Genomic DNA, 13,615 nt, shown 5'->3' on the forward strand with positions numbered 1-13,615 from the left:
TATTACGTTCCTGAAAACCTTTTCGGTCTTCCGCAAGCTCCCCCGGAAGACGCCCTACCTGCGTATGAGAGTACCTGTGGTGGCGTCTCGACCGAAACGGCCCGAAAACCTTTTGTGGTGTGTCTCGGAGGGCAACGTGCGGCTCGACATATCCATCAACCTTCGCAGAGCGATAGCGGGAATTGCTGTCGCAACATTGACCATGGCCGGTCTGGCCGCCTGTGGCGGTGACGACGACAAGGGATCGGCCGCCCCGCCGGCCGCCGCGGGCGTCGACGGCGTCGACGACGGCTCGGAGCTGACGCTCTGGACGCGTGCGCCGCTGGAGCTGCAGGCCAAGGCCCTGGTCGACGCGTACAACGCCAGCCACAAGAACCAGGTCAAGCTGACCATCGTCCCCAATGACGACTACGTGGCGAAGGTGGGTGCGGCGGCCGGCAGCGGCGACCTGCCCGACCTGTTCGCGGCCGACATCGTCTACGTGCCCAACTGGGCCAAGGCGGGCCTGTTCGCCGACCTGACCGACAGCATCGCCAAGCTCCCGTACGCCGACAAGATCAACCAAGCGCACCTGACGGCCGGCACCTTCGAGAACAAGAAGTACGTGCTTCCGTTCGTACTCGATCTGTCGGTCATGTTCTGGAACAAGGACCTCTACAAGGCGGCCGGTCTCGACCCGGAGAAGGGCCCGACCACCCTCAAGGAGTTCAAGGACCAGGCTCTCGCCATCCAGAAGCTGAACAAGCCGGGCGTCAGCGGCACCTTTTTCGGCGGCAACTGCGGCGGCTGCAACATCTTCACCTGGTTCCCGATGGTCTGGGCCAGCGGCGAGGACGTGATGAACCCCGAGGGCACCAAGTCGCTGCTCAACGGGACCGCGGCGAAGGAGGTGTACTCGACCTGGCATGACCTCCAGGCCGCGGGCGCCATCGCTCCCGGCTCCAAAGAGGAGACCGGCGCCACCTGGGTCGCGGGCTTCCAGCAGGGCAAGGTCGGCGTGATGCCGTACCCGGCGACGCTGCTGTCCACCGCCGACAAGACCGTCAAGGTCGGCGTGACGCCGATCCCGGGCGTCAACGGCGGCGGCTCCACCTTCGTCGGCGGCGACGGCATCGGCGTCTCCAAGGACTCGAAGAAGTCCCAGCAGGCGTGGAACTTCCTCGCCTGGATGATGTCCGAGAAGGGCCAGGTCGACGTCCTGGCCAAGAACGGCACCTCGGTGGCCCGCAGCGACCTGGTCAACAACCAGTACACGGCCAAGGACCCCCGGGTGGCCCTGATCAACGAGGTCGCGGGCCGGCCGGAGAGCAAGGTCCCGGTGGCCATCAACTGCCAGCAGGCGTTCAACGCCCCGGGCAGCCCCTGGGTCACCCTGATCCGCAACCAGGTCTACGGCGACGGTTCGTCATTGGAGAAGGACAACGACGCCATCACCCAGGTTCTCGGCCAGCAGTGACAGTGCGCAGCCTGCCCGCCCTCGCGGCGGATTCTCGCCCCAGCCGGCGACGGCGCTGGTCGTCGTCGCTGGCGGGGTGGGGGTACGCCCTCCCCACCGCCGCGTTCGTCCTGATCTTCTTCGTCGTCCCGATCGGCATCGTGGCCCGCATGTCGGTCTCCGACTGGAAGCTGTTCACCGGCGACCGGGGCTGGAACTCGGGGAAGAACTTCCAGTCCGCGCTCGACGACCCGCTGCTGTGGCCGTCGGTGTGGTTCACGATCAAGTACACGGTCGTCACCACGGTCATCCTGCTCGCGCTGGCCCTCGGGCTCGCGCTGCTGGTCCAGGAGTCGACCCGCTGGACGGGCTTGCTGCGCACGTCCTTCCTGATCCCGTCGGCCCTCGGCCTGGCCTCCGCCTCGCTGTTGTTCTACGCCCTCTACTCCCCGCAGAGCAGCCCGCTGCTCGGCTTCACCGACAAACCAATCTCCTTCCTGGGTACACCGATGTCGGCGCTCTGGTCGACCGTGGTCCTGATCGTGTGGCGCTACGCCGGTTTCTACATGCTCCTGCTGCTCGTCGGGTTGCAGAGCATCTCCGGTGACGTCTACGAGGCGGCCCGTCTCGACGGCGCCAACCGGTGGCAGACGTTCCGCCGGATCACCCTGCCGCTGCTGCGGCCGTCCCTGGCGCTCAGCACGATCCTGTGCGTCACCGGCTCGCTGCTGGCCTTCGACCAGTTCTACATCCTCACCAAGGGCGGCCCGGACAACAGCACGATCACCATCGTCCAGCTCATCTACAACTCGGCCTTCCAGGGACGTAACGACCTCGGCCGGGCGGCCGCGCTGTCGATCCTGGTGCTGGGCGCCCTGTTGATCATCAATCTCGTTCAGTTCCGCAGTCTCCGCGGCAAGGAGAACTGATGCTGCGCACTCCCGCGCGCGTCGTGACCGGCGCGCTGGCACTCCTGTTCCTCTTTCCGCTCGTCTGGGCCGCGGTGGCCTCGGTCAGCCCGCAGGGCGGTACCGCCCAGGTACACGGCTGGGGCCTCGGCAACTACCAGACCCTCGCCCACTACCAGGCCGGCATCGTCCAGTACCTGCTGAACTCCACGGCGGTGTCGCTGATGACCGTCGCGTTCACCCTCATCGTGTCCACGCTCGGCGGGTACGCCTTCGCGATGTTCAGCTTCCCGGGGCGCAACGTGCTGTTCCTGGTCACGCTGGCGATCCTGATGGTGCCGTACGCGACCCTGCTCATCCCGCTGTACGTGCTGCTCAACGACCTCGGCCTGCAGAACTCCCTGGTCGGGCTGTCCCTTGTGCTCACCATGTTCCAGCTGCCGTTCGCGGTGTTCATGATGCGCATCTCGTTCGAGGCCGTGCCCAAGGAACTGCGCGAGTCGGCGCTGGTCGACGGGTGCGGCAGCTTCCGGGCCCTGCGGCACATCCTGCTGCCGGCGGTCCGGCCGGGCCTGGTCACGGTCGGCATGTTCGCCTTCCTGGCCGCCTGGAACGACTTCATCACGCCGCTGGTGCTGATCAGCGACTCGGCCAAGGCGCCCCTGCCGCTGGCGGTGGCCAACATGCGGCAGCAGGTCATGGGGATCGTCGACTACGGCGCCACCGAAGCCGGCGTGGTCGTGCTCGCGCTGCCCTGCATCTTGATCTTCCTCGCCCTCCAGCGGCACTACGTCCGCGGGTTCATGTCCGGCGCACTCAAGGGTTGAAACACGTGACTGTCGACGAAGCACCCATCGCCACCCGCAGCGCCCCGGTCACGCCCGCCGCGCCCACCACCGGCCGGCTGCGTCCGCTGGGCCTGCGCGAGGTCAGCCTGCGGCCGGGCTTCTGGCAGCAGCGCCAGGACATCAACCGCACGGCGTCCCTCGAGCACATCGAGCACTGGCTGGAGAAGACCGGCTGGCTCGGCAACTTCGACGCCGCCGCCGAGGGCCGGTTGCCCGCCGACCGCCGGGGTCGCGAGTTCTCCGACACCGAGATCTACAAGCTCCTGGAGGCCATGGCCTGGGAGTACGGCCGGACCGGCGACGCCGCCCTGGACGAGCGCTACCGGGCGATCGTGCGCCGGGTCGCCGCGGCGCAGGAGCCCGACGGCTACCTGAACACCAACTTCGGCCGGCCCGGCCAGGCGCCGCGCTACAGCGACCTGGAATGGGGGCACGAGATCTACTCGTACGGCCACCTCATCCAGGCCGGCGTGGCCCGGGCCCGCTCGACCGGCCCCGACGAGCTGTTCCAGGTGGCCGTGCGGGCCGCCGACCACGTCTGCGAGGTGTTCGGGCCGGACGGGATCGCCTCGGTGTGCGGGCACGCCGAGATCGAGCCCGCCCTCGTCGAGCTGTACCGGGTCACCGGCGAGCGCCGTTACCTCGAGCAGGCCCGGCTGTTCGTCGAGCGCCGCGGCAACCAGGTCCTGTCCGACATCGAGTTCGGCCGCTCCTACTTCCAGGACGACGTGCCCACGCGGCAGGCGGAGGTGCTGCGCGGGCACGCTGTCCGGGCCACCTATCTGGCCGCGGGCACGGTGGACGTGGCCGTGGAGACCGGCGATGCCGGGCTGCTCGACGCCGTGACCCGGCAGTGGCAGAACACGGTGGCCCGGCGCACGTACCTGACCGGCGGGATGGGCTCGCGGCATCAGGACGAGGCCTTCGGCGAGGACTTCGTGTTGCCGCCCGACCGGGCGTACTCCGAGACGTGCGCCGCGATCGGGTCGGTGATGCTCAGCTGGCGGTTGCTGCTGGCGCACGGCGACGCGGCCTACGCCGACCTGATCGAACGCACGCTGTTCAACGTCATCGCCACGTCGCCGGCCGACGACGGCCGCGGCTTCTTCTACACCAACACCCTGCACCAGCGGGTGCCCGGCACCGAACCGGCGCCGGACGTGCTCGTGCCGCGGGCGGCGTCCAGCCTGCGCGCGCCCTGGTTCGCCGTCTCCTGCTGCCCGACCAACCTGGCCCGCACGTACGCGAGCCTCGCCGCTTACCTGGCGACCGTCGACGACGACGGGCTCCAGATCCACCAGTACGCGGCCGCCTCGATCAACACTGGCCGGTACGGCTGCGAGATCGACACGAATTACCCCCACGAGGGGCGCATCACCGTCCGGATCATCGAGTCACCCGACACCCCCTGGACGCTCAGCCTCCGAGTGCCGCACTGGGCCACCGGCGCGACCCTCGACGGCCGGCCGGTCGAACCGGGCTGGGCCCACCTGAACCGCCGCTTCTCCCCGGGCGACGTCGTAGTTCTCGAACTGCCACTGCAACCCCGCATCACCGCGCCCGACCCGCGCATCGATGCCATCCGCGGCTGTGTCGCCGTCGAACGCGGACCGATCGTGCTCTGCGCCGAGTCCGTGGACCTGCCCCAGGGCGTCGACCTGAACGCCCTGCGGGTACTCCCGCACGCCGAGGAACGCGACGGTGCCGTCGTTGTCACCGGTCTTACGGTCCAGCCCCCGGCACAAGGCTGGCCGTACGGCATCGCGCTCGAACCCATCACCGGGACCGTCGACGTCCCGCTGCGTCCTTACCACCGATGGGCCCGTCGTGGCCCGTCGACCATGCGCGTCTGGCTGCCCCTCGCCGACGGAAGGACCAACCAGTAGTGAAACTCGCAAAGTATGGGGTCGTCGCGGCAGTTCTCGCGACGGTCCTGACGCCCCCTGCCGCCGCACAGGCCGCTCCCACGGCCGACACCCCGTACCCCACCTTCAAGGGCGACGCCGACCCGGTGCCCGCCGAAGGAACCGGGTACCACGTACGCAACCAGCTCCAGGCCATCTTCGACGCCGACGTCGCCGCCGGCGCCGGATCGAACAGCGACAAGGACTTCTGGTTCGACCACATGCTCGCCCGCACCGGCAACCAGCCGGGCGGCTCGAACGGCGACGCCAACCAGTACCTGTTCAGCCGCGGCCGCGCCGTGTTCATGAAGACGCACAGCCCCGGCGTGCTCGGCTTCGGCGGCGAGGTCGCCTACATCGAGTCGATCGCCGGCGGCCAGGGCGCGTACACGATCACCGCCTCGGTCAACGGCGCGGACGTCACGCTCACCGAGGACGCCGCGTCCCGCAAGCAGACCCCCAGCTACTTCCGCGGGGTCTTCAACAACACCGCGGCCGGCCTGCGGATCGTCGAGACCAAGTTCATCACCGACAAGAACGTCGCGGTGACGAACCTCGACCTGTCCAGCACCAACGGCGCCGCCAAGAACGTCGTGCTGACCGCCACCTCGGCGTTCGCCAAGACGGTCGCCGACGACAGCGGCGAGCTGACCGGCTCGACGATCGCGTTCAACAAGCTCACCACGATCTTCCCGCGGTTCTCCGGCGACGGTTTCGCGCCGGTCGACGGCACGCTGAAGCAGACCGTCGCGGTGCCGGCGAGCGGGGCGGCGAAGACCAAGCTCCAGCTGGGCTTCATCACCAAGGAGCAGCCGGACTCGGCGACCGAGTACTCCGCGATCAAATCGAAGACCCCGGCCGCGGCCTACACCGATCAGGTCACCACCTACAACAAGTGGTGGGCCGACAACGTGCCCTACCTGGACACGCCGGACAACAACATCGACAAGACGCTGTTCTACCGCTGGTGGCTGATGCGGTACAACTTCCTCGACGCCGACCTGCCGGGCAACGACTACCAGTTCCCGACGTCGATGGAGGGCGTGCTCGGCTACAACAACGCGATCGTGCTGACCGTCGGCATGTTCGTCGACGACCTCAAGTACTTCCGCGACCCGGTCTACTCGTACGGGCCGTGGGTGTCCGCCGGCGAGGTCGCCAAGAGCTCGAAGTACGTCGACAACCCGGGCGACCCGGCCAACTGGTCGAACAGCTACACGGAGTACATCTCCGAGGCGGCCTGGCGGTCGTACCAGCTGCACGGCGGCCCGTCGGCCATCGCCGAGAACCTCGCCAAGTACGCCGAGGACGACGTCAAGGGCCTCCAGCAGGCGTACGACACCAACGGCAACGGCCTCATCGAGTACAGCTGGGGCGCGATGACCGGCAACGACGCCGACGCGGTGTCGTTCGACTGGCGCAAGAACCAGAACATGGACCGCGCCGAGAACGCGTACCTGTACTCGAACGCGAAGGCCTCGGCCGCCGCGTACCGTACCGCCGGCGACACCGCCAAGGCCGCCGAGATGGACGCGTTCGCCGAGGAGATCAAGGCCGCGGTCCTGCAGTACCTGTGGGAGCCGGCCCGGACCACCCCGGACGAGATGGGCCTCTACGGCAACCTGCTCAAGCACAACCTGGTCAACGGCAACGTCAAGGTGCCGTGGAAAGAGATCAACAACTATTATCCGTACGCGGTCGGCTTGATGCCCAAGCCGGGCGACGCCGACTACACCCAGCCGTACGTCGAGGCGCTGCGCCTGTTCGCCGACGACCAGCAGTACCCGATCTTCCCGTTCACCACGGCCAACCAGGCCGACAAGGCCGCGGCCGCCGCGGCGGGGGACCCGGGCAGCAACAACTTCTCGATCATCAACTCGACGGTCGATTTCCGAATGCTCGCCTCGGCGCTGCGGAACTACCCTTCGCCGTATCTGAACGCCGAGTCGTACAAGAAGCTGCTGTACTGGAACGCGTTCGCGCAGTACCAGAACGGCGACAACCGGTACCCGGACCAGAACGAGTTCTGGGCGGACGGCTCGACCGCCAACGGCGGCACCGTCGGTTACCGCTCGTGGATCCACCACACGATCCTGGGCGCGACCAACTTCACCATGATCGAGGACGCGATGGGCCTGCGCCCGCGCTCCGACGCGAAGGTGGAGCTCGACCCGATCGACATCGGCTGGGACCACTTCACCGCCAACAACATCCGCTACCGCGACAAGGACCTGACCGTCGTCTGGGACGCGCCCGGCGGCACGAAGTACTACGGCGCCGATGTTCCCGAGGGCTACTCGGTCTACCTCGACGGTCAACTGGCCTTCACCGCCGACAAGCTGGGCAAGATCGTGTACGACCCGGCGACCGGCACCGTCGAAGCGGCTCCCGGCGTCACGGTCCTCTCTCATGCCCAGAACGAAGTGCAGGCGCCGCAGGACGTGCGGTTCGCCGCCAGTGACCGGATCGTCGACGTGATGGCCAAGGCCGGCGCCGACATCAACCCGGCCAGCACCGGCAAGCCGGACGTCGCCCAGGGCAAGCCGGCCACCGCGACCTTCTCGGCCAGCGGCCGCGCTCCGGCCGGCGCCGTCGACGGCACCACCGTCAACGAGCCGTTCTGGGGCACGGCCGGATCGCCCAACGCCTCCGACTCGATCGACATCGACCTGCAGGGCGACAAGAAGATCGACGACGTACGGGTGTACTTCTACAAGTCCACGACGACCGCGACCGTGGCCGGATACTCCGCGCCGGCCCAGTTCACGGTCCAGTACGACAACGGCGACGGCTGGAAGACGATCCCGGACGAGACCCGGTCGCCGGCCTACCCGCGCGGCAACCTCAACCAGGTCCGGTTCCCCGAGGTCACGGCCAAGAAGTTGCGCGTCACCGTGCAGCACGCGCCGGGATCGAAGACCGGCATCAAGGAGGTCCAGGCCTATGACAGCGGCGTTGCCGCGCCGCAGCCCGTCAACGCCCCGCCGCTGGCGGACGCGTGGGTGGACTCGTCGTACAACCAGGCCGGCTCCGCCCGCCTGATCGGGCTCGCGCAGGACGACGGCAACCCGGGCACCGCGCTCACCTCGGCGTGGACGGTCGTGGACGCGCCGGACGGCGGCTCGGCCGCCTTCGATCCCGCGAACGCGCCCACCACGGTGGCCCGGTTCACCAAGTCGGGCCGGTACACGCTGCGGCTGACCGTCAGCAACGGCACCGCGACGGTGACCAAGGACGTCGTGGTACAGGGCACCGCGCTGACCGAGGGCGAGATCAACGTCGCCTCGACGGCGACTCCGTCGGCCAGCTTCACGGCCGGCTGGAACTCGGTGAACGCGGTCAACGACGGCAAGCCGCCGCTGTTCACCGGCGGCGCGCAGACCGACCTCTGGGGGACGTGGACCGGCAACGAGCCGGCCACCCGCTGGCTGCAGTACGACTTCCCGTCGGCCGTCCGCGCGGACAAGGCGTCGATCGACTTCTGGTCGGACTCCACCACCGGCGGAAGCGGCGTCGCCGTGCCGAAGTCGTGGAAGCTGCAGTACTGGGACGGCGCCGCGTTCAAGGACGTGACCGGGGCGACCGGGTTCGACCCGGCGGTCCGCGGGCGCACCAACCAGGTGTCGTTCGACGGGGTCACCACGACCAGATTGCGGGCCACCTTCAACGGGCTGCCCAACGCGGCCGGCACGGCGTACTCGGCGGTCGGGGTCTCCGAATGGCGGGTCTTCGCCGCCGCGGCCAGCTCGATCCAGGGCGTGGACGCCCGCACCCAGGTCGGCGTCGTGCCGGCGCTGCCGTCCACGGTCGACGTCACCTACGCCGACGGCGCCAAGCTGCCGGTCGCGGTGGCCTGGGGCCAGATCGACCCGGCCAAGGTCGCGGCCGTCGGTGACTTCACGGTCACCGGCTTCGTTGCCGGCACCACGCTGACCGCCACCGCCCACGTGTGGGTCCGCGGCAGCGACCCGGTGCAGATCAACACGGTCGACCCGGTCACCGTCACCACCAAGGTCGGCGTCGCCCCGGCGCTGCCGGCCGGCGTCACGGTCGGCTACAACGACGGCTCCCGGCAGAGCGGCATCGCTGTCACGTGGGATGCCATCGACCCGGCCAAGTACGCCACGGCGGGCACCTTCGTCGTGAGCGGCCAGGTGGCCGGCACCGACAAGACCGCCACGGCAACGGTTTCCGTCGGCGACGGCGGCTCGACGGACGAGGTCGCCCCGGTCACCGTGCTCTCCACCGACCCGGCGCTGCCGACCGGCTGGACGAACACGAATGTCAGCGTGACCGCGACGGCCACCGACAACCAGGACGACAACCCGAAGATCGAGGTCGCGGTCGGGTCGGGCGCCTTCGCGGCGTACACGGCGCCGGTCACCGTCTCGGCCGAGGGCTCGACCGTGGTGAAGGCCCGGGCCACCGACGACGCCGGCAACGTCTCGCCGGTCACCCAGGTCACCGTCGGCATCGACAAGACCCTCCCGTCGGTCACCGCGTCGCTCGACGCGGCCACCCGCTCGGTGTCGATCACCGGCGTGGACTCCGGCTCCGGGGTGGCGGCGGTGCAGTACCGACTCACCGTCGGCGGCGTGGTCACCCAGGACTGGACCACGGCCGGTGGCGCGGTCCCGATCGGGTCGTCGGCCACCACGGTCGACTACCGGGCGGTCGACAAGGCCGGCAACACGTCGGGCGTCGGGACCCTCGAGGTCGCGGCCGGGCAGGCGCCGGTCAACGTCGCCCGCACCGGAACGGCGTCCGCGTCGTACACCCCGGGCTGGCTGACCGCCGACAACATCGCCGACGGCGTCCAGCCGACCGGACCGGTCGGGCCGAACACCGACGTGTGGAACACCTGGCCGCAGGTCGGCGAGCAGTGGATCCAGCTCGACTGGGCGTCGCCGGTCACGGTCGACCACAGCCGCATCTGGTTCAGCCAGGACCTCGACGACACCGGCGCGGGTGTCGCCCCGCCCGCGTCCTGGAAGATCCAGTACTGGGACGGCTCCGCCTGGAAGGACGTCGCTTCTCCATCCGCTTACGGCACGTCGGCGACCGCGTGGAACACGGTGACCTTCACCAAGGTGACCACCACGAAGCTGCGGGCCCTGCTGCAGTCGAGCGGGACCGAGGAGGGCAAGGGCGCTCCCGGTGTGCAGGAGTGGGAGGTCTACGACGTCCCGGGCACCCCGGATCCGCAGTTCGACGTCCAGGTCCAGGCCAAGACCCAGTGCATCGGCGGCAAGGCGTACGTGGCCGTGAATGCGGTCAATGCCGATGACCAGGCACTGGATATCGAGCTGGTCACGCCGTACGGATCGAAGAAGGTCCTCGCGGTTGCTCCCGGCAAGACCGCCTACCAGCAGTTCAACTCGCGGCTTGCGATCGTTCCGGCCGGCAACGCGACCGTGAAGGTCACCGGCGGTTCGGTCACCACCGAGATCCAGGCGCCGTACGGCGCCGCGAGCTGCGGATAACAGGAGAAGCACCTTGAGACTGCTGCGTGCTGCGGCGGTCGCGGGGATGGTCGTGGCGGGGCTGCTGATCGCCCCCGCCACGGCCGCCCTGGCCGCCGACCCGTACACCTTCACCCACGTGGGCAACCCGATCCTGGCCGACGGCACGTACTACTCGGCCGACCCGGCCCCGCTGGTCGCCGACGACCAGCTGTACATCTACACCGGCCACGACGAGGCCGGTCCCACCACCAACGACTTCCAGATGAACGAGTGGGGCGCGTTCCGCACGTCCGACGTCGCCTCCGGCACGTGGACGCACTACCCGTCCCTCGCCCGGCCGGAAACCCTGTTCAGCTGGGCCACCGCGGGCCGGGCCTACGCCGGCCAGGTCGTCCAGGGCCCGGACGGCCGCTACTACTGGTATCTACCGGTCAGCGAGCGGACCAGCACCGCCGCCGACAAGTTCGCCATCGGCGTGGCCGTCGCCGACAGCCCGACCGGGCCGTGGACCGACTACATCGGCGGGCCGCTGATCTCGCAGCGCGTCCCGACCGCCAACACCATCCAGAACATCGACCCGACCATCCTGATCGACAAGGGCCGGGTGTTCGTCTACTGGGGAACGTTCGGTCAGCTGCGCTGGCTCGAGTACCAGCCGGACATGAAGACGCCGATCGGCACCCAGAAGTCCATCACCGGGCTGACCGGCTTCTTCGAGGCGCCCTGGATCTTCGAGCGCAACGGCACCTACTACCTGGCGTACGCGGGGAACAACGCCGGCCCGACGTCGGCGTGCACCCCGGCCAACTACCACGCCTGCATCGCGTACGCGACCGCCGGCTCGCCCGAGGGGCCGTGGACGTACCGCGGAACCGTGCTCACGCCGGTGTCGTCGACCACCAGCCACCCGGGCATCATCCAGTACCACGGCCAGTGGTACCTCGCCTACCACACCGCCGACGCGGTCGGCGGCGGGCACTTCCGCCGCTCGGTGGCGATCGACAAAGTGGAGTGGGACGACACGCTGTCGCCGCCGCGGATGAAGCAGGTCGTCCAGACGCCAGTGAAGGAGCGCAACCGCACGCCGCGGGCGAACATCGCCCAGGAGGCCAAGGTCACCGTCTCCAACACCCCGGTGCCCACGCAGTACTGGGTGAAGGCGCTCAACGACGAGATCGTGCACGCCAACCCGCTGCCGCCCGACATGTGGGGCACCTGGACCGGCAATGACCCGCCGCAGCAGTGGGTCCAGTACACCTGGGACCAGCCGATGCGGATCACCGGTTCGCAGATCGACTTCTGGAACGACCAGGCCCAGGGCACCGGCGTCGGCGTCGCCGCCCCGGCCAGATGGAAGATCCAGTACTGGAACCTGGCCACCGGTCAGTGGGCCGACGTGCCCAACCCGAGCGGCTACCCGACCAGCACCTCGGGCTTCCAGAGCACCACCTTCGACGCGGTCACCACCACGCAGGTCCGGGCCACCTTCGACGCCTCGACCAACGGCACCACGTACTCGGCCGTCGCGGTCGAGGAGTGGAAGATCCTTGCCGCCCAGCCGGCCACGGTCGCGGCCCCGGCCATCACGGTGGAGACCGGCGAGACCGAGTTGCCCGGCACGGTGCCGGTCACCTTCGGCTCGGAGACGCTGTCGGTGCCCGTCTACTGGGATCCGGTCCCCGACGTCTCCACACCCGGAACGTTCCAGATCGCGGGCGACGTGCTCGGCTACGCCGCCGGCAAGGTGACCGCGACCGTCACGGTCATCTCGCCCGGCGACACCGAGGGCGACGTGACCGCGCCGACGCTGACGCTGACGCCCAGCGGCAGCGCCGGGACCAGCGGCTGGTATCGCTCGGCCGTCAAGGTGCGGGCATCGGCTGTGGACGACCGCGGTGGCCGGATGACCATCCAGTCCACCGTGGACAACGGTGCTCCCGTCACGGCCGAGCCGGTTCGCTACGCCGACGTGAACGTCACCGGCGACGGGCAGCACACCGTCACGGCGACCGCCACCGACCGCGCCGGCAACAAGTCGGCGGCGTCCACTCTCCCGGTGAAGATCGACGCGGTGGCGCCGGCCAGCACCGGGACGGTCGCCGACCGGGCCGTGACCGTCGCCGCCACCGACGCCACCTCGGGCGTCGCGCGGATCGAGTACGCGATCGACGCCGCGGCCTGGACGGCCTACACCGGCCCGATCGCGGCGCCCGGCTCGAACAAGCACACGGTGTCGTTCCGCGCCACCGACAACGCCGGCAACCTCGAGACGGCGAAGACGGCGACCATCCCGGCCGACCTGTCCGGGCCGCTCTCCGGCAACGTCGGGCCGATCGCGACGCCGACCGCGTCGTACACCGCCGGCTGGAACAGCGTCACGGCGCTCAACGACAACGCCGACGTCGCCAACCCCGGCCAGGCGCAGATCTGGGGCACCTGGTCCGGCACCCGGCCGGCCACCCAGTGGATCCAGTACGACTGGTCCCGGCCGATCCGCCTCACCGGCGCCGAGCTGAAGTTCTGGCGCGACTCCAACAAGGGCACCGGCGACGGCGTCGCCGAACCGGACGGCTGGAAGCTGCAGTACTGGGACGGCAGCGCGTTCCAGGACGTCGCCGGGGCGAGCGCGTACGGCACGAGCTCGACCGCGTTCAACACGGTCACGTTCACGCCGGTCACCACCTCGCGACTGCGCGCCACCATCAACGCCAACTCCAACGGCACCACGTACTCCGCGGTCGCCGTCACCGAATGGCGGGTCTTCGCGGACGACCCGGGAACGGTGGTCGTGCCGGTCACCGTCACCGCCGCGCCCCGCTGCATCGCCGGCAAGGCCTACCTCGCCGTCAACGCCCACAACGGGGGCGACTCCGCTGTGGACATCGCCGTCGAAACGCCGTACGGAAGCAAGGTCTTCACCGCAGTCAGGACCGACGCCTATCAGTCCTTCGCGGTGCGCAGCACCGCGATCCCGGCCGGCACCGCCACGGCGACCGTGTCCGGCACCACCCTCAACGCCCCCTACGGCGCTCTCACCTGCAATTGATAGGAGCAC

The 13,615-nt window shown here is 69.3% G+C and carries 6 protein-coding genes; all 6 read left to right on the forward strand.

Annotation, left to right across the window (positions count from 1 at the left end; all coding sequences use genetic code 11):
• Positions 1-202: 202 nt before the first annotated feature.
• Genes ACIA5D_RS28695 through ACIA5D_RS28720 form a run of 6 tightly spaced genes read left to right on the forward strand, consistent with a single transcriptional unit; the run spans position 203 to position 13,606 of the window.
• On the forward strand, positions 203-1,456 hold the full coding sequence (locus ACIA5D_RS28695) for an ABC transporter substrate-binding protein (protein WP_396033379.1): 1,254 nt from the start codon (positions 203-205) through the stop codon (positions 1,454-1,456).
• Positions 1,453-2,364, forward strand: coding sequence for a carbohydrate ABC transporter permease (locus ACIA5D_RS28700; protein ID WP_396033380.1), 912 nt, complete (start codon positions 1,453-1,455; stop codon positions 2,362-2,364). The genes ACIA5D_RS28695 and ACIA5D_RS28700 overlap by 4 nt, the downstream gene beginning before the upstream one ends.
• A complete protein-coding gene (locus ACIA5D_RS28705; protein ID WP_396033381.1) occupies positions 2,364-3,170 on the forward strand; it encodes a carbohydrate ABC transporter permease in 807 nt (268 codons plus the stop codon). Before ACIA5D_RS28700 ends, ACIA5D_RS28705 begins: the two co-directional genes overlap by 1 nt.
• A 5-nt stretch (positions 3,171-3,175) precedes the next feature.
• Complete coding sequence (locus tag ACIA5D_RS28710; RefSeq protein WP_396033383.1) at positions 3,176-5,077, forward strand: glycoside hydrolase family 127 protein; 1,902 nt, start codon at positions 3,176-3,178, stop codon at positions 5,075-5,077.
• Positions 5,077-10,578: an OmpL47-type beta-barrel domain-containing protein gene (locus tag ACIA5D_RS28715; protein WP_396033384.1), complete on the forward strand. Its 5,502-nt coding sequence runs from the start codon at positions 5,077-5,079 to the stop codon at positions 10,576-10,578. The genes ACIA5D_RS28710 and ACIA5D_RS28715 overlap by 1 nt, the downstream gene beginning before the upstream one ends.
• Before the next feature lie 13 nt (positions 10,579-10,591).
• A complete protein-coding gene (locus ACIA5D_RS28720; protein ID WP_396033385.1) occupies positions 10,592-13,606 on the forward strand; it encodes a family 43 glycosylhydrolase in 3,015 nt (1,004 codons plus the stop codon).
• The last annotated feature ends 9 nt before the right edge of the window (positions 13,607-13,615 follow it).

It is taken from the genome of Actinoplanes sp. NPDC051513 (genome assembly GCF_044454685.1).
Lineage (GTDB): Bacteria > Actinomycetota > Actinomycetes > Mycobacteriales > Micromonosporaceae > Actinoplanes.